At 69.1% G+C, this 18,549-nt stretch carries 24 protein-coding genes and 4 tRNA genes; 8 read left to right on the forward strand and 20 right to left on the reverse strand.

Annotated features, from left to right (window positions below; genetic code table 11):
- Positions 1-29: 29 nt before the first annotated feature.
- The 7 genes from msrB to EHW97_RS09640 form a co-directional block, all read right to left on the reverse strand.
- A complete protein-coding gene (gene msrB / locus EHW97_RS09610; RefSeq protein WP_124236961.1) occupies positions 30-455 on the reverse strand; it encodes a peptide-methionine (R)-S-oxide reductase MsrB in 426 nt (141 codons plus the stop codon).
- A 1-nt stretch (position 456) separates the two neighbouring features.
- The gene (locus EHW97_RS09615) at positions 457-954 is read right to left on the reverse strand and encodes a hypothetical protein (protein WP_124236962.1); all 498 of its coding nucleotides are present in this window, start codon (positions 952-954) and stop codon (positions 457-459) included.
- A gap of 9 nt (positions 955-963) precedes the next feature.
- Positions 964-1,668, reverse strand: a complete 705-nt coding sequence (locus tag EHW97_RS09620; RefSeq protein WP_124236963.1) for a pyrimidine reductase family protein — start codon at positions 1,666-1,668, stop codon at positions 964-966.
- A gap of 30 nt (positions 1,669-1,698) precedes the next feature.
- Entirely contained in the window at positions 1,699-2,730 is a 1,032-nt protein-coding gene (locus tag EHW97_RS09625) for an AbrB family transcriptional regulator (RefSeq protein ID WP_124236964.1), read from the reverse strand.
- A 56-nt stretch (positions 2,731-2,786) separates the two neighbouring features.
- Complete coding sequence (locus tag EHW97_RS09630; protein WP_124236965.1) at positions 2,787-3,545, reverse strand: sirohydrochlorin chelatase; 759 nt, start codon at positions 3,543-3,545, stop codon at positions 2,787-2,789.
- Positions 3,546-3,708: 163 nt separating this feature from the next.
- Positions 3,709-5,394, reverse strand: a complete 1,686-nt coding sequence (locus tag EHW97_RS09635) for a nitrite/sulfite reductase (protein WP_124236966.1) — start codon at positions 5,392-5,394, stop codon at positions 3,709-3,711.
- 258 nt (positions 5,395-5,652) lie between these two features.
- The gene (locus tag EHW97_RS09640; RefSeq protein ID WP_124236967.1) at positions 5,653-6,312 is read right to left on the reverse strand and encodes a hypothetical protein; all 660 of its coding nucleotides are present in this window, start codon (positions 6,310-6,312) and stop codon (positions 5,653-5,655) included.
- Positions 6,313-6,381: 69 nt separating this feature from the next.
- On the opposite strand from EHW97_RS09640, the gene EHW97_RS09645 reads away from it, so the two are divergent.
- Complete coding sequence (locus EHW97_RS09645; RefSeq protein ID WP_124236968.1) at positions 6,382-7,284, forward strand: YihY/virulence factor BrkB family protein; 903 nt, start codon at positions 6,382-6,384, stop codon at positions 7,282-7,284.
- A 7-nt stretch (positions 7,285-7,291) separates the two neighbouring features.
- On the opposite strand, the gene EHW97_RS15750 is transcribed toward EHW97_RS09645, so the two are convergent.
- The 4 genes from EHW97_RS15750 to EHW97_RS15330 are packed head-to-tail and all read right to left on the reverse strand — an operon-like array spanning position 7,292 to position 8,626.
- Entirely contained in the window at positions 7,292-7,681 is a 390-nt protein-coding gene (locus EHW97_RS15750; RefSeq protein WP_243696379.1) for an SDR family oxidoreductase, read from the reverse strand.
- On the reverse strand, positions 7,678-7,956 hold the full coding sequence (locus EHW97_RS15755) for a hypothetical protein (protein ID WP_243696380.1): 279 nt from the start codon (positions 7,954-7,956) through the stop codon (positions 7,678-7,680). The genes EHW97_RS15750 and EHW97_RS15755 overlap by 4 nt, the downstream gene beginning before the upstream one ends.
- 16 nt (positions 7,957-7,972) lie before the next feature.
- Positions 7,973-8,449 carry a YbaK/EbsC family protein gene (locus tag EHW97_RS09655; RefSeq protein WP_124236969.1) on the reverse strand — a complete coding sequence of 159 codons (477 nt, stop codon included), beginning with the start codon at positions 8,447-8,449 and terminating at the stop codon, positions 7,973-7,975.
- A gap of 36 nt (positions 8,450-8,485) precedes the next feature.
- On the reverse strand, positions 8,486-8,626 hold the full coding sequence (locus EHW97_RS15330; protein WP_166367467.1) for a hypothetical protein: 141 nt from the start codon (positions 8,624-8,626) through the stop codon (positions 8,486-8,488).
- A gap of 97 nt (positions 8,627-8,723) precedes the next feature.
- On the opposite strand from EHW97_RS15330, the gene EHW97_RS09660 reads away from it, so the two are divergent.
- Positions 8,724-9,695 (forward strand): NADPH:quinone oxidoreductase family protein, encoded by a 972-nt coding sequence (locus EHW97_RS09660; protein ID WP_124236970.1) that lies wholly within the window; start codon positions 8,724-8,726, stop codon positions 9,693-9,695.
- Positions 9,696-9,990: 295 nt separating this feature from the next.
- On the forward strand, positions 9,991-10,218 hold the full coding sequence (locus tag EHW97_RS09665; RefSeq protein ID WP_124236971.1) for a hypothetical protein: 228 nt from the start codon (positions 9,991-9,993) through the stop codon (positions 10,216-10,218).
- Between the two features lie 214 nt (positions 10,219-10,432).
- Here EHW97_RS09665 and EHW97_RS09670 read toward each other — a convergent pair.
- The 3 genes from EHW97_RS09670 to EHW97_RS09680 form a co-directional block, all read right to left on the reverse strand.
- Positions 10,433-10,504 (reverse strand) — tRNA-Val (locus EHW97_RS09670).
- Positions 10,505-10,524: 20 nt separating this feature from the next.
- A tRNA-Cys gene (locus EHW97_RS09675) sits at positions 10,525-10,595 on the reverse strand.
- Between the two features lie 29 nt (positions 10,596-10,624).
- Positions 10,625-10,696: transfer RNA gene (locus EHW97_RS09680), tRNA-Gly, on the reverse strand.
- An 81-nt stretch (positions 10,697-10,777) separates the two neighbouring features.
- Here EHW97_RS09680 and EHW97_RS09685 point away from each other — a divergent pair.
- The 4 genes from EHW97_RS09685 to EHW97_RS09700 all read left to right on the forward strand — a co-directional run bounded on the left by EHW97_RS09685 (position 10,778) and on the right by EHW97_RS09700 (position 13,708).
- On the forward strand, positions 10,778-11,611 hold the full coding sequence (locus EHW97_RS09685; protein ID WP_124236972.1) for an aminotransferase class IV: 834 nt from the start codon (positions 10,778-10,780) through the stop codon (positions 11,609-11,611).
- 26 nt (positions 11,612-11,637) lie between these two features.
- On the forward strand, positions 11,638-11,976 hold the full coding sequence (locus EHW97_RS09690; RefSeq protein ID WP_124236973.1) for a hypothetical protein: 339 nt from the start codon (positions 11,638-11,640) through the stop codon (positions 11,974-11,976).
- 157 nt (positions 11,977-12,133) lie between these two features.
- Positions 12,134-12,205 (forward strand) — tRNA-Val (locus EHW97_RS09695).
- Between the two features lie 123 nt (positions 12,206-12,328).
- Entirely contained in the window at positions 12,329-13,708 is a 1,380-nt protein-coding gene (locus tag EHW97_RS09700) for a basic amino acid/polyamine antiporter (RefSeq protein WP_208001976.1), read from the forward strand.
- Between the two features lie 57 nt (positions 13,709-13,765).
- Here the strand turns inward: EHW97_RS09700 and EHW97_RS09705 are convergent, their stop codons facing one another.
- Complete coding sequence (locus EHW97_RS09705) at positions 13,766-14,266, reverse strand: hypothetical protein (protein WP_124236974.1); 501 nt, start codon at positions 14,264-14,266, stop codon at positions 13,766-13,768.
- Positions 14,267-14,456: 190 nt separating this feature from the next.
- Here EHW97_RS09705 and EHW97_RS09710 point away from each other — a divergent pair, with 190 nt between their 5' ends.
- Positions 14,457-14,906 carry a hypothetical protein gene (locus EHW97_RS09710; protein WP_124236975.1) on the forward strand — a complete coding sequence of 150 codons (450 nt, stop codon included), beginning with the start codon at positions 14,457-14,459 and terminating at the stop codon, positions 14,904-14,906.
- Here the strand turns inward: EHW97_RS09710 and EHW97_RS09715 are convergent.
- The 5 genes from EHW97_RS09715 to EHW97_RS09730 are packed head-to-tail and all read right to left on the reverse strand — an operon-like array spanning position 14,887 to position 18,440.
- Complete coding sequence (locus tag EHW97_RS09715) at positions 14,887-15,882, reverse strand: NAD(P)H-dependent flavin oxidoreductase (protein WP_243696381.1); 996 nt, start codon at positions 15,880-15,882, stop codon at positions 14,887-14,889. The two genes, EHW97_RS09710 and EHW97_RS09715, sit on opposite strands and share 20 nt — an antisense overlap.
- Positions 15,883-15,898: 16 nt before the next feature.
- The gene (locus tag EHW97_RS09720; RefSeq protein ID WP_124236976.1) at positions 15,899-16,360 is read right to left on the reverse strand and encodes an NUDIX hydrolase; all 462 of its coding nucleotides are present in this window, start codon (positions 16,358-16,360) and stop codon (positions 15,899-15,901) included.
- Between the two features lie 38 nt (positions 16,361-16,398).
- Positions 16,399-17,013, reverse strand: coding sequence for an MFS transporter (locus EHW97_RS15545; RefSeq protein WP_208001977.1), 615 nt, complete (start codon positions 17,011-17,013; stop codon positions 16,399-16,401).
- Positions 16,931-17,878: an MFS transporter gene (locus EHW97_RS15550; protein WP_208001978.1), complete on the reverse strand. Its 948-nt coding sequence runs from the start codon at positions 17,876-17,878 to the stop codon at positions 16,931-16,933. The genes EHW97_RS15545 and EHW97_RS15550 overlap by 83 nt, the downstream gene beginning before the upstream one ends.
- Positions 17,871-18,440 carry an HhH-GPD-type base excision DNA repair protein gene (locus tag EHW97_RS09730; RefSeq protein WP_124236977.1) on the reverse strand — a complete coding sequence of 190 codons (570 nt, stop codon included), beginning with the start codon at positions 18,438-18,440 and terminating at the stop codon, positions 17,871-17,873. Before EHW97_RS09730 ends, EHW97_RS15550 begins: the two co-directional genes overlap by 8 nt.
- Between the last annotated feature and the right edge of the window lie 109 nt (positions 18,441-18,549).

Raw genomic sequence — 18,549 nt, forward strand, 5'->3', positions numbered from 1 at the left:
ATCGCGCACGCCCGGGGAGCGTTCTCGTGTCAGCTGGCTTCGGGCTGCAGATTCAGTGCGATGCCGTTGATGCAGTAGCGCTGGTCGGTCGGGGTGTCGAAGCCCTCGCCGCTGAACACGTGCCCGAGGTGGGAGCCGCAGTTGGCGCACCGCACCTCGGTGCGGACCATGCCCATGGAGCGGTCTTCGATGTACTCGACGCGGTCCTCGGCCAGGGGCGCGTAGAACGACGGCCAGCCGCAGTGGGCGTCGAACTTGGTCTCGCTGCGGAACAGCTCGGCACCGCAGGCCCGGCAGGAGTAGACGCCCACGGTGGGATCGGTCTCGTACGGGCTGCTGAACGGCCGCTCGGTGCCGGCCTGGCGCAGCACGTGGTACTCAGCGGCGCTGAGCTCTTCACGCCACTGCTCGTCGGTCTTGTCGACGTTGTAGTTCTTCTCGGTGGGGGAGGACAAATCAGATCTCCGTCTGTGCTTCGAAGGGAAGGTGTTCCAGGAGGTGCAGGGTCGGGACGTCGAGGGCGCGACGGGCGCGCGACGTCCAGTCCAGCTTGAGGAACTCGCGCACGAGGTGCGGCTCGGTCATGATGATGACCTCGTCGCCGGAGACCTCCGCGACGAGCCGCTCCAGCGCCTCGATCGGGTCGCCCTCGACGAGCTTGGCCGTGACGTGCTGGCCGCGGTCGCGCAGCAGCGCGGCGCTCGCCTCGAGTTCGGCCTCACCGGCCTCGTGGATCTCCTGCTCGACCACAGCGAGCGTGTCCGGCTCGCTGATCGGCATGAACTGACCGCCGCCCAACGCGCTCATCGAGGAGCTGAGCATGGCTGCGGAACTCTCCACCGGCAGGAGCAGGTGATAGGTCAGATCGTCGTCGACGCCCTCGTGCAGCGCGACGACCTGATTGGCGTCGAGCTCGATGAGCTGACGTTCGATGAGCAGGACGACGTTGTACATGTCCCAATCCTAGGCCGAACGGTCGCGAAGCCAGCGGGTCAGCAACACGCCGTCGGCCTCGATCAGCGTGGCCAGCCTCATCGCCCGCTCGGTGACGGCGTTGCTGTGTGCGATGCGCGGACCCGGGCCGCCGACCAGCGTCGGCCCGATCGTCACGCACACCTCGTCGACCAGGTCCTGCGCGATCAGCTCACCGTGCAGGGTGGGCCCGCCCTCGCAGCTGACGCGGTGAAGACCGCGGCGCGAGAGGTCGTCGACGACGGCCCGGAAGTCGACCCGGCGCTCGCCGGCGACGACGACGTCCATCGTCTCGGCCAGAGCGTCGCGCCGATCCTTCGGCGATGACGCGCACGTGTACACGAGCTGACCGGGCGCGACGAGCGGTTCGGGGAGGTCCAGGCTCGCCGACACCACCGCGATCGGCGGCACGGGGCTCAGCTTCAGCCTCGTCCGCAGCTCGGCGTCGACTTCGGAAGGTGTGACCGGTGCGTACCCCTCGGCGCGCGTCGTCCCGGCCGCGACGAGGATGACGTCGCTCAAGGAGCGCAGCAGAGCGAACAGCGTCGAGTCAGGTGCGCCGCCGAGGTCACCGGACACCCCACGGTGGTCGGTCGCGGAGCCGTCGACCGACGACACGAACACTGTGCGTACCCACGCACGGGTCAGATCGTCGGGGTAGGCGAAGCGGTCGGCGAGTTCGTCCACGTCCAGCATGCTGCCACCCTACGGTCGGTCGGCGCCCGCTCAGCCGCGCCGCCGCAGCCAGGCGCCGAAGACGGGCGCCAGCGCCAGGATCAGGAGCAGACGGACGAGCTGGGTCGCGGTCACGAACGTGAGGTTGCCCCCGGTCGTCGAGGCGATCGCGAGCACCGCGGAGAACCCGCCCGGCGTGGTCGCGAGGTACCCGTCGAGCGCACTCTCGCCGGTGATGTGGGCCAGCGCCGCACCCATCGCCGCACACACCACCACGACTACGACGACGTTCAACACGGCGAGGGGCAGAAGGCGGCTGATCGTGGCGACGGCGTCGCGGGTGAAGCGCAGTCCCACCGCGAGCCCGATGAGCAGGTAACCGGTCTGCTCGACCAGCGCGGGGACACCGACCGCACCGAACAGCGGATGAACGGCCGCGGCGGCGATGAGTGGGCCGAACACGGGAGCTGCGGGAAGTCGTACGAGCCGCCCGAGGACGACCCCGACGACGATGCTCACGGTGGTGAAGGCCAGCGCGGGCATGATCTCGCCCGCGCCGGCCCTGGTGATGCCACCGGACCCGGAGGGATGGAACGCGAATTCGACGATGAGGGGGAGCGAGGCGACGATCACGACGATCCGCAGATACTGCAGCACCGTGACGACCCGATCGTCGGCGCCGAGGTCGCGCGACATGGCGGTGAGGCCCGCCGCTCCGCCGGCGACCGAGGCGAAGATCGCGGTCTCGCGGGAGATCTCACCGCGCAGGCAGAGCACGAGGCCCAGCGCCACGCTCACCGCGATCGTCGCGACGCTCACGAGCAGAACCCAGGACCAGTCGCTGCCGAGCGCGCTGAGGGTCTCGAGGTCGATCGATGCGCCGATGGACGCACCGAGAACGGCCTGCCCGAGCACGTACAACGGCTCGGGCAGCGGAAGTGTCTGCTTCAGCAGCAGCGTGAACACCAGCGCTCCGGCCAGAGCGCCGATGAGGACGCCGGAGGTGAGTCCGACGAGTTCGAAGAGTCCGACGAACGCGATGACCAGCAGCGCCAGCAGCGCGATCCGTCGGACTCCTCTCACCCGTCGAACCTAACCGAGGGCGGCGCTCAGGCGGACGCCGCCCAGGGCTGAGCACCTCAGGCGAACATCGCCTCCAGCGGCACGAGCTCCACGGCGCCGACGGCGTACCGAGCGAGGATCACCTGAGCGATCTCCTGCTCGGCGCCGAGCGGTTCGGCGACGGCGACGGCTCCGGCCTCGAGGGCCAGCTCCTTCACCCGGTCCGGCAGCACGCCGGGCGCGAGGAACAGCATGCCGACGGCGATGTGGCGGCGTCCGTCCGCGCGGTGCGCCCGCACCGCCTCGCCCGCCGCCGGCGGGACGCTCGAGGCGAACGCCGCGATCGTCGGCAGCCGGTGGTGCGAGCCCCACGCACGCGCCGCGCGGGAGATCATCGCGTTCGCGAGCGGATCGGACGAACCGGCACCAGCGAGCACGAGCGCGTCGAGTTCGCGGACGCGGTTCTCCTTGAGCGCTTCGCGCAGCCGACGGTCGAGGACGTTGAAGAACGCCGACTCGATACCGAGCACCTTCGTGACGTGGATGCGCAGGCCCTCGTGCCGTGAGGAGGCCTGCTCCGCGGCCTGCGGAACGTCCACCTTGGCGTGGTACGCCTCCGTGAGCAGCAGCGGGACGACGACGATCTCGGAGTAGCCCTCGGCGACGAGCCGGTCGACCACCTCGTCGAAGCCGGGCTCGGAGAGATCGAGGAACGCGGTCTCGACGCGGAGGTCGGGTCGCATGCACGCGACGAGCTCCGTCAGGGCATTGATGGTGGCGGCAGAGCGGGGATCGCGGCTGCCGTGTGCAAGAGCAACGAGTGCTGGTGCGGTCATGCTTCCCTCCTTCCAGGGATGGTTGCGGGGTTGAGTTGGCCGATGAACGACAGGCGGAACGCGCGCAGGCAGCTGCGACACTCCCAGTCGCCGTGACGCTCACCGTGCGGACGCAGGTCCTCGTCCGCGCAGTATGGGCAGTGGTACGGCATGGCGCGGGTGGTCATCGCAGCAGCTCCTCGTCGGCGCGGGCGACCCATCGGGCGAAGGACTCGCCGTCCTCGCGCTGTGCGAGGTAGGTGCGCGACAGCTTCTCCACGTAGTCCGGCAGCTGTTCGGCGCTGACCTTGTGGGCGCGCAGCTTGCGGCCGAAGCCCGCGTCCAGGCCGAGCGCGCCGCCGAGATGGACCTGGAAGCCCTCGACCTGCCGGCCGTCCTCGTCCACCACGAGCTGGCCCTTGAGCCCGATGTCGGCGGTCTGGATGCGGGCGCACGAGTTCGGGCAGCCGTTGACGTTGACGGTGATGGGGGAGTCGAGCTCGGGAACCCGGCTCTCGAGTTCACTGACGAGATCAGCGGCGCGCTGCTTGGTCTCGACGATCGCGAGCTTGCAGTACTCGATGCCGGTGCACGCCATCGTGTTGCGTCGCCACTGCGACGGCCGCGCGTGCAGACCGAGCTCGTCCAGCGCGTCGACGAGCGACTCGACGCGATCCTCCTCGACGTCGAGCACGAGCAGCTTCTGCATCGGGGTGGTGGCCAGACGGTTCGAGCCGTGCGCCTCGGCGATGTCGGCGACCTGACGGAGCAGGGTGCCGGAGACGCGCCCGACGCTCGGGGCGGCGCCGACGAAGAAGCGGCCGTCGACCTGGCGGTGCACGCCCACATGGTCGACGGGGGTGACCGGCGCCTCCGGGGCCTCGAGGTCGACCAGCGCGCGGCCGAGGTACTCGGTCTCGAGAACCTCGCGGAACTTCTCGATACCCCAGTCGGCGACGAGGAACTTCAGTCGGGCGCGCGACCGCAGGCGGCGGTAGCCGTAGTCGCGGAAGATGCTCGTCACGCCCTCCCAGACCTCGGGAACCTCGGCGAGCGGCACCCAGACGCCGAGGCGTTGGGCCAGCATCGGATTGGTCGAGAGCCCACCGCCGACCCAGACGTCGAAGCCGGGACCGTGCTCGGGGTGGACGGCGCCGATGAACGCGACGTCATTGATCTGCGGGACGACGTCGTGGCCGGGGTGGCCGCTGATCGCGGACTTGAACTTGCGCGGCAGGTTCGAGAACGCCTTGTCGCCGATGTAACGGCTCTCGATGGCCTCGATCGCGGGGGTGGCGTCGATGATCTCGTCGGCCGACACGCCGGCGACCGGGCTCCCGAGGATGACGCGCGGGCAGTCGCCGCACGCCTCCTGCGTGGACAGCCCGACCGCTTCGAGCTGTTCCCAGATGGCGGGCACGTCGCGGACGTCGATCCAGTGGAACTGGATGTTCTGGCGGTCGGTGAGATCCGCGGTGTCGCGGGCGTATCGCGTCGAGAGATCTGCGATCGTGCGCAGCTGCTGGACGGTCAGCTGGCCGCCGTCGATGCGCACGCGCAGCATGAAGTAGCGGTCGTCGAGCTCCTCGGGCTCGAGCGTGGCGGTCTTTCCGCCGTCGATCCCGGGCTTGCGCTGGGTGTAGAGGCCCCACCAGCGGAAGCGGCCGCGAAGGTCACCTGGATCGATGGAGTCGAAGCCGCGGTGCGCGTAGATGTTCTCGATGCGTGCCCGCACGTTGAGCGGGTTGTCGTCCTTCTTGGACTGCTCGTTGGCGTTGAGCGGCTCGCGGTAGCCGAGGGCCCACTGCCCCTCACCGCGGGTGCGGCGGGGACGGCGGGTGGGGGTGTCGGTGCCGGGTGCAGGTGCCATGGGTCTCTCTCGGACAGAGGGGAGCGCACGGCACGATGAACCTCGACGCGGGGGAGTGCCGCGCGACCGGTTTGCGGGAAGCAGGGAGGGGTCGCGAGATCAGCGACACATCATCGAACGCGCACGACCGAGGTCCACGTGGAGTCGTTCCACGAGCCAGACGGTCTGTGCGGTGAGCATGTCCCACAGTCTGCTGAGCCAGAACGGCACGCACAAACGCTAGTCTCAGCGTGTGAGACACCTGACCGTATGCTGAGATCAGCTCTCCGGAGCCGGCGTGACCAGAGCGATCGCGTACGCGCCGGCCGCGGCGCCGACCAGGCCCAGTGCGGCACCGGCGAGCGCCGGCCCCCACGGCAGGAGGCCCGCTGCCGCCACTCCCACGCAGATCGCAGGATTCGCGGTGGCGACGAGCGCGACGGTGGGTCCTGCGCCCGCGACGACGACCGGCGCCGCGAGGAGCGCATCGGGGCCGTCGCCGTCCACGCCGAGGACGGCCCACGTGCCGACGAGCGTGGCGAGCAGAGAGACGAGGGTCACACTCGACCAGCTGGGGTCGGCGAAGAGCTGTGGCTCGCCGATCCGGTCGCCGAGGGCACGCAGAAGCGTTCCGCCGGCGAGTGCGGCGAGCAGTTGGACGACCACAAGCGGCAGCAGTTCGCCGAACCGCTGCCGTCCCACGATGGCCAGGGCAAGCGCCCAGCCGCCGTTCAGCGCGCCCAGCCCGGAAAGCGGATCGCTGCTCGAGAGGCGTGCGAACCACCCGAACGCCACCGTCACGAGCGCCAGTGCGGCGACGGTCAGGGTCGCGTTGGTGGCGTGGAGCCCGACGACGGCGACGAGGGTGAGCAGCAGTGACATCGTCCCGGCCATCACGAGTCGGCGCGCCAGCGACGGGACGTGGTACCCAGCTTCCATGGGGGTCACCGTACGGTGCGCGCGCGTGAGGTGGAACACGCCACGCTCGGGACGGCTACCGTGTGCCCCATGGCGACCAGCGACTCGGTCGGACACCGCAGCACGGTGGACGACCTCAAGCGGGTGGTCGCGCGTACGTTCGGGGCGTGTCTGCGCTACCGGGTGACCGGGCTGGCCGCGGAGGCGGCCTTCTTCGCGATCCTGTCGCTGCCGCCGCTGATCTTCGGCCTCGCCGGCTCGATCGGGTACATCGCGAGCCACTACGACGTGGCCCAGCTCGACCTGTTCCGCCAGCGGATCATCGACTTCAGCTCCCAGGCGCTCAACGATGCGACGGTCGACGCGATCATCGTCCCGACCGTCGACGAGGTCTTGCGCGGAGGCCGGATCGACGTGATCTCGATCGGTTTCGTCCTCGCGCTCTGGTCCGGATCGCGGGCGCTCAACGTCTTCATCGACACGATCTCGATCATGTACGGACTCGGCGGCGAGCGCGGCATCATCCGCACGCGGGTGCTGTCGTTCAGCCTCTACGTCGTCGCGTTGCTCGTCGGCATCGTGCTGGTGCCGCTGGTGCTGATCGGTCCCGTCGTCATCGCGCAGTGGATCCCTGACGACCTGAACTGGCTCAGCGCCTTCTACTGGCCGGGGGTCCTCGTGGTCTCCACGGGTTTCCTCGCCACGCTCTACCACCTCTCGGTCCCGGCACGGAAGCCGTGGCGTGTGGCGCTTCCCGGCGCCGCGTTCACCGTGGTGCTGTGGATCGTGGGCAGTTGGATCGTGCGGTGGGCGCTCGACTTCTCCTCCGGCGGCATGTCGATCTTCGGTCCGCTCGCCGCGCCGATCGCGCTGCTGCTGTGGCTGTACATGCTGTCGATCTCGGTGCTGATCGGCGCCGCCCTGAACGCCTCCGCGGACGGCATCCTGCTGGCCCGCGACCTCGACGAGCCGGTCGACCCCTCGACGGTCTGACCGGCGGTCAGAAGCGCGCCGAGAAGCCGCCGTCGGCGTGCAGCAGCTGGCCGGACACCCAGCGGCCTTCCGACGACAGCAGAAAAGCCACCACGCCGGCGATGTCCGAGGGCGTGCCCAGGCGTCCGAGCGGATGGTGGGGGACGAGGGCGCCGCGCAACTCGTCGTCCATCCACCCGGTGTCGACCGGTCCGGGGTTCAGCGCGTTCGCCGAGATGCCCCGTGGCCCCAGCTCGCGCGCCGCCGAGATGACGATGCGGTCGAGGGCGCCCTTGGAAGCGCCGTAGGCGAGGTTCCCGGTCGTGTGATCGCTCGTCAACGCGACGATCGACCCACCGTCGTCGGGGATCTGGCGGGCGAACGCAGCGATCAGCAACAGGCTCGCGCGCGCATTCACCGCGACGTGCCGGTCGAAGCTCTCGGCGGTCGTGTCGAGGACCCCGCCTCGACGTCATGAGCGTGGCTGAGGACCAGGGCGGAGATCCGGCCGCGGTCGCGCTGCACCGCCTCGATCAGGCGCCCGGGAGCATCCGCCCGCGAGAGGTCGAACGGGTAATCGCCGCCCTCGAGGTCGCTCGTCGCCACGTCCCAGCCGTCGGCGTGCAGCCGGGGAACGATGCCGGCGGCGATGCTGTCGGCGCGGGCTGCGCCAGTGATCAAGGCGACGGGCATGCCCCGATCATAGGGATCATTCCGGCAGCTTCGAGACGGTCACCCAGTCCGACGTGCCGGCGAGTTTCTCGAGCTCGTCGCACGTCACCTCGATCGCGGAGTTGGCGCTCCCGCACGCCGGGAACACGCTCGAGAAGCGCTGCAGCGATGTGTCGAGATAGACCGCGGCGGCCGGCGGGTTGGCGAACGGGCACACTCCGCCGGGGGCGTGCCCGGTGAGCCGCTCGACGTCGTCGCCCTTCAGCATCGAGGCCTTGACGCCGAAGGTGCGCTTGAAGGCGGCGTTGTCGAGCCGTGCGTCACCGGCGAGGACGACGAGGATGGCGGCGTCGGGTTCAGCGGCGCGGAAGCTCAGCGTCTTGGCGATGCGTTCAGGCTCCACGCCGAGAGCGGCGGCCGCCAGCTCCACGGTTGCGCTCGACTGCGCCGTCACCACGATGTCGTCGCCGCGGCCGAAGGCCTGCAGGTGGGCGCGTGCGGTCTCCAGAGACATGGCTCGATCGTAGGGGAGCCGCGGCGCCCGGAGCGCTCAGTCGGCCGTGTTCGTGCGGCTGGGCTCCACGGGAACCTCCGGTGGTTCGTCGGGATCCATGTCGGGTTCGGGATCGGGGTCGACCGGGGCGGTCGGATCGATCGGATCGGTATCGGGACCGAGGGGTGTCGTCGTCATGGTTCCTCCTCTTCGACAAGGGCGTTCCCGCCTCCCGCCCCGCTCAAACACGACCGAGAGGCTAAGCAAGCGCTTAGACATCGGCTACGCTGCGGGCATGCGAGCGATCCAGATCACATCCACGGACGGTCCCGAAGCCGTCGAACTCGTCGACGTTCCCGCCCCGAGCCGCGGCGACGACCAGGTCCTCATCGAGGTCAAGGCCGCCGGCGTCGCGTTCCCCGAACTGCTGCAGAGCCGCGGCAAGTACCAGATCCAGCCGCCGCTGCCCTTCGTGCCCGGCGCAGAGGTCGCCGGCGTCGTGGTCGAGGCTCCTGCCGACTCCGGCTTCGCCGCGGGCGACCGCGTCGCCGCGCTCCCGATGTTGGGCGGTTTCGCGGAGTACGTGGTCGCCGACACGCTCCTGACCTTCCCGCTCCCCGACTCGGTCTCGTTCGCCGAGGGCGCGTCCTTCATGTTCAACTACGGCACCGCGTACTTCGGGCTCGTCCAGCGCGGCGCGATGCAGCCGGGTGAGCGCGTGCTGGTGCACGGCGCCTCCGGTGGTGTGGGGACGGCCTCGATCCAGGTCGCCAAGGCCTTCGGCGCCGGCCGGGTCATCGCCGTGACCTCCACGAAGGAGAAGGGCGAGATCGCGGTGGCGGCCGGGGCCGACGAGTACGTGCTGTCGGAGGGATTCAAGGACGAGGTCAAGGCCGCGGGAGGTGTCGACATCGTGGTCGACCCCGTCGGCAACCCGCCCGGCGGTGACCGGTTCACCGACTCGCTGCGCTGCCTCGTCGACGACGGGCGCATCCTCGTCATCGGCTTCACCGCGGGCGAGATCCCCAAGATCGCGGCCAACCGGCTTCTGCTGAACAACGTCTCGGCCGTGGGCGTCGGGTGGGGCGCCTACGCGATGAAGCGTCCCGGTCTCATCAAGCGCCAGTGGGAGGCGATGGAGGAGCACCTCGCCTCCGGTGCGCTCAAGCCGGTCCTCGGCGAGAGCTTCGGGCTGGAGCGCGCGTCCGACGCACTCCTGACGCTCGACCGGGCGCAAGCCACCGGCAAGCTCGTCCTCGAACTCTGAGGGTCTAGCGCGCCCTGTGCGGCGTTCCCGCGCGGGCGGCGGCGCGAAGGCGGCTTATTGAACTTGAGCGCTTCCTCATGCGGTGCCTGCCACGAGGAAGCCGCCTGCACGGCCACATGTCGCCGCTGACGTCTCAGCCCAGGGGACGGCATCCTCGCTCACTGCATCGCGCTGGCCGTTGTCGCTCCGACGTGAACCGTGAGGTGATCGCCCGTTCCTGATCGAGCTCCGCCTTCACGTTGTGCGTCCCTGGCGTGGATCAACCTTGTGGACTCGGCCCGGTTACGGTGATGACGTGAGTGGACAAGGTCCGAGCTTCGGCGGAATGACGGTCAACGAGCGGCTTTCTGCGGCGGGCTTGCTCGACCAGTTCGATTCCGCGATCAACGAGGGCGTCAGGGAACGCGCGATCGAACTTCTGCAGCAGGTCGCGATGAACGAGGTTGCCGCAGCAACGACCGTGGACACCATCCTGGGCAACCCGACGAGGTACGGATACGCCGACCCCGATGAGGACGCGTAGAAGAGGTGCGCTCGAGGTAGCCACGTAGTTACCTGCGGCGACCTGCCGAGGGGGCGACGAGCCAGCGCGTCGGCGGCGAGGGACTCCGGAGGCACGGCGGCGCGATCGCTCGAGTTCATCTGGTCGAGCGACGACGCAGTCGGCAGGTGGGCCGACATCGGGGGAGAGGAGAGGAAAAGCGAGAACCCCTGGCAGAGCCAGGGGTTCTCTTGGGTGGGCGATACTGGGTTTGAACCAGTGACCTCTTCCGTGTCAGGGAAGCGCGCTACCGCTGCGCCAATCGCCCGTGGTGTTGAGTTGTGTTCGAGGTGGGTACGGGATTTGAACCCGTGTAAACGGATTTGCAGTCCGTTGCCTCGCCTCTCGGCCAACCCACCACTGGATGGGTCCGGCGAGACCCGCTCCGAGCGGATGACGGGATTCGAACCCGCGACCCTCACCTTGGCAAGGTGATGCTCTACCACTGAGCCACATCCGCGCTGCCTCAATCAGCAGGCGTCACAGAACATTACACGGTCCTCCCAAGGCGTCCAACAGGGGGTCGGCATAGGGTCGAGACATGAAAGCTTGGGTGAACGGACAGGTGCTCGATTCTCCCCGGGATCTCGCGCTGAATGTGCTGGATCACGGGATCGTCGTGGGTGATGGGGTGTTCGAGACGGTGGCCGTCTCGCAAGGTCAGCCGTTCGCACTCACCCGTCACCTCGATCGGCTCGTGCGCTCCGCCGAAGGGCTCGGGATCGGGAGGCCGGACATCGACGCCATCCGCGCGGGGGTCGGGGCCACGATCGACGGGCAGAATCTGCCCTTCGGCAAGGTGCGCATCACCGTGACGTCGGGCGAAGGGCCGCTCGGGTCGCCTCGGGGCGAGGGGCCGATGACGGTGATTATTGTCACGGAGCCCGCTGAGCGTCCTGGGGATGTCGCCGAGATCGTGACGGTTCCGTGGGTCCGCAACGAGCGCGGAGCCCTCGCGGGTCTCAAGACGACCAGTTACGCGGAGAACGCGCTGATGATCGAATACGCGCGGTCGCGGGGGGCCTCTGAAGCCGTCATGGCCAACACCAGGGGTGACCTTTGCGAGGGCACCGGTTCGAACATCATGTACGCGCTCGGCGGACAGCTCGTGACGCCGACGCTCGAATCGGGCTGCCTTGCGGGCGTGACACGTGCGTTGGCGCTGGAATGGCTGTCGGACGAACTCGAGGTCGTAGAGCGGGACGCTCCGTTGGAGGTGCTCCAGGACGCCGACGAGGTGATCCTGCTGGGGACGACGCGCGACGTGCAGGCCATCGCGCGGGTCGACGACCGGGAGGTGCCGGCGCCGGGTCCGTTGACGCGACGGGCTCAGGAGATCTGGGCGCGCGAAGCCGCGAAGTATGTCGACCCGTGAGAATCGAGACCCCTACAGTGGCGCCCATGACTCAACCCGCGCCCGTGCACCGTGAGGACGGTGAGCTCGTCGGCTTCGTGACCGAGAGCGACGGGGGATGGATCGCCGCGACCGTGTTCGGCTACCCGCTGAGCGAGCACAGGTCGCGCGAGGATGCCGAGGACGCCCTCGTCGGCAAGGGGTTGTCGTATCTCGCGGAGCGGTGGGCTCTGAAGCGTGACGATGTCTGGATGCGAGCAGAGCTGGTCGAGGCCAGCCCGGCCCATGTGACGGTGCAGCTCGTCGACATGAGTTATCCGGATCGTTACGGGGAGCGGGTCGAACTGACCGCGCCGGTGACGGAGGGCCTGCGCCTCGAGCACTGAGCGATTCCGCTCGCCCGCCTTGCGGCGGGCGCCGAGGCTCTCCCCGAGCGAGCGGAGCTCTCCGGTGAAACGGACGTGCGTCGGTGGGAAAACCGAGGCGGGGGAGGTGCTGTGGAACGAGGCTGGGGGCGTGCGCTAAAGTGTCCAACGCACTCAGGGGCGATTGGCGCAGTGGTAGCGCGCTTCGTTCACACCGAAGAGGTCACTGGTTCGAACCCAGTATCGCCCACCCTGACATCCCCGCCGGCTCCGAGCGGGGATGTTCGCGTTACGGTCGGCCCCGCGGTGCCGCTTCCGCAGCACGCCCCGGCGTCTGGGGATCTACAGTGTCGAGAAGCGACCAGAGGCGGCCATGAGTGCGACCGACGAGCAGGCGACCCGCGGGCTGAGCCTGCCCACGCTGACGGCCATGGTCGTGGGCTCCATGATCGGTGCCGGTGTGTTCTCCCTGCCTGCGCGGTTCGGCGAAGCCACCGGCGTGGTGGGAACCGTCATCGGATGGTCGATCGCGGGCTTCGGGATCCTCATGCTCGCGTACGTGTTCCAGAACCTGGCCGTCAGGCGCCCTGAGCTCGACGCCGGCATCTTCGCGTACGCGAAGGCCGGATTCGGCGACTACGTGGGTTTCAATGCGGCCTTCGGCTACTGGGCGTCGGTCTGCGCGGGCAACGCCTTCTACTGGGTCTTCATCATGACCACGCTGAGCGCCGTCTTTCCCGCGTTGGGCGAAGGCGACACTGCGCTGGCGGTCGGGGCCGCCTCGTTGGCGGTGTGGACGTTCTGCATCCTCGTGCTGCGAGGGGTGCGTGAGGCCGCGGCGCTCAACCGCATCGTGACGATCGCCAAGGTGATCCCGATCGTCATGTTCGTGGTGCTGCTGGTGTTCGCCTTCGACGTCCAGGCGTTCACCGCGAACTTCTGGGGCGGCGAGCGTGGAGACATCGGCGACGTCGCTCGGCAGGTCGGTGACACCATGATCGTCACGACGTTCGTCTTCCTCGGGATCGAGGGCGCGAGCATGTACTCGCGGTTCGCTCGTCGGCGCGAGGACGTCGGACGCGCGACGGTCGTCGGGTTCCTCAGCGTCCTCGCCCTCTTCGCGCTGGTGACCTTGACGAGCTACGGCGTGCTTCCGCAGCGCGACCTCGCCTCGACCCCACAGCCGTCGATGGCCGGCGTGCTGGAGGTCGTGGTGGGCCCGTGGGGCGAGGCTCTGATCAGCGTGGGAGTCATCGTGGCCGTCCTCGGCGCGTACCTCGCCTGGACCCTGATGGCAGCCGAGGTCCTCTTCATCCCCGCCCGCAGCGGGGACATGCCGCGTTTCCTGGCGGCGGAGCGCAACGGCACACCGACGGCGGCGCTGTGGTTCGCGAGCGGATTCGTCCAACTCCTGCTGCTCGCGACCCTCCTCGCTGACGATGCGCTCAACGTCATGCTCGAGCTCTGCACGAGCCTGGCCTTGATTCCGTACCTGCTCGCCGCGGCGTACGCGGTCAAGATCAGCCTTGCTCCCCAACCCGGCGACCGACCGCGAGGGCGGAGATCCGAACTCGTCGTCGGCGTCCTCGCGATGCTCTACACGACCGTGCTCATCGCGGTCGCCGGGCTGGCCTACCTGCTGGTGACCTGCATCATCTATGCCCCCGGTGTGTTGCTCTACGTTCGGGGCCGACGTGAGCGCCGCCAGCGCGTCTTCACGCGGTCATCGTCGTCGGGGCCGTCCTCGGGTTGATCGGCCTCACCTCCGGTCGGCTCTCACTCTGACGGGGAGGGCCCCGGGTTCGCCTCGTCAGTACCCGACCGCCCGATCGACCTTGCGGTGGTACCGCTGACCGACCTTTCCGCCGAGCACGGCAGCGAGCAGCGTCAAGGCGAGGATCGCCAGCGCCGTGATCGCCGCACCCCATCCGATCGCGTCGCCGCTGATGGGAAGGGTGGGAAGGCTGACGCGGTCGAGGATGTTGTACTGCGAGCCGAACAGGAAGCCGAGCCCGATCGCCACGAGAGCGACGATGAGCCCGATCAGCCACACGCCGACGCCTTGACGCCCGCCGTCGAAGCGCGACATGCGGCCGGCGACGTACCCTCCGGCGTAGTAGCCGATCGCCAAGACCAGCAGCAAGATGACCGCGGTCGCGATGCCGATCGTGCCGGCCTCGCGCTCCGCGTCGTTCTGGGTGATGCGCACGTTGGAGCCGACCGCGCTGAGGATCGCTCCGACGATGCTCGTCAGCAGGACGGCAAGTCCCATCGACACGAGCCATCCGAAGAAGCACGCTCCCCAGCTCATGCCGCCGAAGGTGTCACGCGCCTCGAGGTGGCGATCGCGGGTGGTGCGCCCGTCCTCGTCGGGATCGGGACGGTCTCTGTGGATGTCCCGCCGTTCTCCTTCGTCGAAACTCAGGGATGGGTACAGAAGACGTGCCCGATTCGGATGATGTGACACACCGGGTGTCCGGAGCCCTCTAGGCTCGGTCGTCATGGCATCAGTGGTGAGGCAGGCGCTGAGTTCGTGGCGCACGCTGGCGACTGTCGGATCGTGCTGCGCGGTCGCCGCCATGTGGTACGCGACCGCTGTCCTCGCTAGCGGGCTTGCGATGCTGCCGTGGCAGTCCACGAGTGCTGGCGCCCTGGTGCTGGTCACGACCTGGTTGGGGTGGTCGGCTCCGGTGGTGGTGTGGGTGGCGGCACTGCTGGTCGACCGTTGGGCGACTGCGCCGGTGCGGCAGCCCCTGCTTCTGATGCTCGCCGCACTGATCGGCATCGTCGGTGCAGTGGCACCGCTGTGGATGGTGCGCGATGAGGGCAGCTCGTACTACACCGGTCACGTGGTGATGCCGCTCGTGCTCCTGTGCGCCGCATCCGGCCTGGCAGGAGCCCGCATGGCCTACCTGACGCACCCTCAGCTGTTCAGGGCACCAGTGCCGTGATGATGCCGGCCGCGGGCCCGGGTTGCGCCTCCCGATACCGGAGGCCGGCCCACAGATGGGTCAGGTCCGCACGCCCCTGAGCCGCAGCCGCCTTGCGGAAGGCGCTCGTCATGGTGTGCACGTGGGGATACGCGGCCGGCGCTTCGAGGCGTGCGACGGTGTTGGCCAGCCCGCGGGCGGGCCGACCGGTGAACGCCCTGGTCACCACGGTGGTCGCGAACTCCTCGCTGCGCAGCGCGGCGCGATGCGTGGGGTTGGTCCCCGCCTCGTCCGCGAGCAGCAGGGCTGTACCGATCTGCGCGGCACGCGCACCGTGGTCGAGGACGCGACGCACGTCGGCGCGCGTCGCGATGCCACCCGCGGCCACCATCGGCACCCCGATGTCGGCGATATCCTGCAACAGCTCGACGAGGGGAGTGTCCGTCGGCCAGACGTCCGCACGGAGCGTTCCGCGGTGTCCGCCGGCTTCCGGGCCCTGGACGACCAGCACATCCGCGCCCCGCTCGGCGGCGATCCGGGCCTCGTCGGAGTCGGTCACGGTCTGGGCGGACACGATGCCCCGGTCCGCAAGCGCGGTGAAGACCTCAGCGTCCGGGCAGCCGAACGTGAACGACACCCAGGCCGGCCGCTCCGCGAGCACGATGTCGAGTTTCGCGGCGAAGGCGTCATCGTCGAATGTCGGCTCGGCGAGCTCCGCACCCACCTCGCGCGCATACGGCTCGAGGGCGGCGGAGAACCGCTGGAGCTCCGCCTCGTCGACGGGCGTCTCCTCCACGACGAAGAGGTTGACGCCGAACGGACGGCCGTGAGTGAGTTCCGCGGTGCGCCGTAGCTGAGCGGCGACCGCCTCAGGGGCGAGATATCCGGCCGCGAGGAAACCACCGGCGCCGGTGCGGGTGACGGCGGCGACGAGTTCGGGCGTCGACGGTCCGCCGGCCATCGGTGCCGCGATCAGGGGAAGGTCGAGGTCCAGCACCCTTCGATCCTCTCGCTCAGAACAGCGTCTCGCCACGCTGGGGAAGGGCCGCTGCGATGCGCGCGGCCATGTCGTCGCTCATCGCCGGAAGCGCGTCGGGGGAGAACCACCGCGCCTCGGTGTTCTCGCCGTCGGCCGGGTGAGGGTCGCCGGAGCGCCACTCGAGCCGGAAGGTGAGGTCGACGTACTGGGTCTGGTCGCCGTTGTCGTACGTGACCATCTCGGTCACGCCCACCCGCGCCAGTCGCGTGCAGTCGGCCGCGACGGCTGCTTCCTCGAGCACCTCGCGCGCGGCCGCGACCGCGGGATGCTCGCCGGGATCGACGAGGCCGGTGACTGGCGTCCACGCGCCGTTGTCCGCCCGCCGCACGAGCAGGACGTCGCCGTCCTTGATCACGACGGCGGTCACGCCGCACAACCACAGCGGGCTGGTCCCGACCTTCTCGCGCAGTGCCAGGACGAATTCGGGAGTCGCCATGCCCCGAGCCTACGGAGTCGCCGTGGCGATCAGCCTCATCATCCGGGCGTGGAGCTAGGGTCGCCACGCCGCTCGATGCGGTCGCGGCGGCTCGCAGCGAGATCGTAGGCCCCGACGAGCATCGCAACTGCGGCCACCACGATGATCGCGCCGAAACCGACCGCGAGCGCCACGTCCCATCCCGAGGTTGTGGCCACGCCGAAGGCGATGGTCGTGATCACCGCGATGCCGACCGACGTGCCGATGCGCTGGCCGGTCTGCAGCACCCCACCGGCGCTCCCTGCATATCTGAGCGGCACCTCGGCGAGACTGAGCGTCTGATTGGGTGAGACGACCAGACCTTGGCCGACGCCGGTGAGCATCAACGTGCCCAGCAGCCACCATTCGGTCACGCCGCTGCGTCCGTGCAGGAGCACCACCCCCGCGCTGAGCAGCAGGCCGAGCATTCCGACGCCGAGTCCCCACAGCACGATCACCCGTCCGACCCGGACCACGTACCGGCCGGCGATGGGAGCGGTGATCGCGCCGGCGAAGGCCGCGGGCAGGCCGATCATCCCGGCCGTGAGCGCGTCATGGCCGAGACCGATCTGCATGTACTGGGCGACCAGGAGCCAGAGACTGGTGTAGCCCAGGAAGTACAGCGTCGTGAGCATCGCCCCCGCTGGCGAAGGACCGTGTGCGGAAGAGCTGCATGTCCACCATCGGCGTCCGGCCGGTGCGCCGATACCTCAACTCCCATCGCACCCAGCCGACGACCAGCATCGACCCGAGAACCAGGAAGCCCCAGGACCACCAGCCCCACCCCGCCTCCATGAACGACACCATGACGAGCAAGGTGGCCAGGGCGAGCAGGAGCATGCCGACCGGATCGAAGTCGATGCGTCGCCTGGAGTCGGGCGTCGACGACTCGACCTCGGTGTAGGCCGCCTTCCAGGCTGACGGTGGCAGGAAGACACGCGCCGCCACGATCCCCGTGATGGCGATCGGCACGTTGATCAGGAAGCACCAGCGCCATCCCCATTCGGGGCCGAGGGAGGTGATGAACACGCCGCCGAGTACCGGACCGATCGCGACCGAGACGCCGACGGCCGAGCCGAGGGCTCCGAAGGCGCGGCCACGCAACTCGCCTTGGAAGAACTGTTGGATGATGCCGCTCACCTGAGGAGTCAGCAGGCCCGATCCGATCCCCATGACGGCGCGAGCCAGGTTGAGCACGGCGATACTCGGTGCGAGGCCCGAGCCGAGCGACCCGACGGCGAAGATCGCGAGCCCGAGGATGAAGAGCCTTCCACGGCCCCAGAGGTCGCCCGCTCGCCCTGCGGCGACCAGCAGGACGCCGAACGCGAGCGCGTAACCCGACACGACCCATTGAAGGCCGGACGTTCCCGCTCCCAGCGAGCTCTCGACGGCGGGCAGAGCGACGTTGACGATGGAGACGCTGAGAAGCGAGAGGAAAGCCGGGACGAGGATCGTCGGCAGCACCCGCCGCTGCTCCGGGGCGAACCCCGTCTCAACCATTCTTGGCGGCGGCCTTCATCGCCCTCTTGAACTCACGGACCTTGGCAAGCGACTCCGGGCTCGTGATGTCGGCGACCGAGCGAAACGAGCCGTCATCGCCGTAGTCGCCGGCCGCCTCACGCCAGCCGGCCCCCTCGAAGCCGTACTGCTTGCCGAGCAGAGCAAGGAAGATCCTGGCCTTCTGGTCGCCGAAACCGGGCAGTGCCTTGAGACGCTTCAGCACCTCCTTGCCGTCAGGGTCGCCCTCGGACCAGATCGCCTCGGCGCGGCCGCCCCATCGCTCCTCGATCTCGGCGCACAGCGCCTGCACGCGCTTGGCCATCGAACCCGGATAGCGATGCACGGCGGGGGTCTGCCGGAAGGCCTGCTCCAGCGCCTCGGGGTCGTAGGACGCGAGCGTCGACGCATCGACCGCGCCGACCCGCTCGCGGATCTTCAGCGGCCCGGCGAAAGCGGTCTCCATCGCCACCTGCTGGTCGAGCAGCATGCCGATGAGCAGTGCGAGGGGATTCTCGGTCAACAGCTCGTCGGCGGCCGGATCGTCGGTGATGTGAAGCGCCATGCGGTCATTCTCCCACCGTGAGACCCGAGGTTTGCGCGCTACTCGGTGACCTGGGCGGACCCCGGTTGACGATGTGAGCGCAAATCTGGGGTCTCGTCGGGTCGCGACC

Source organism: Aeromicrobium camelliae (assembly GCF_003850045.1).
GTDB classification, from domain to species: Bacteria; Actinomycetota; Actinomycetes; order Propionibacteriales; family Nocardioidaceae; genus Aeromicrobium; species Aeromicrobium camelliae.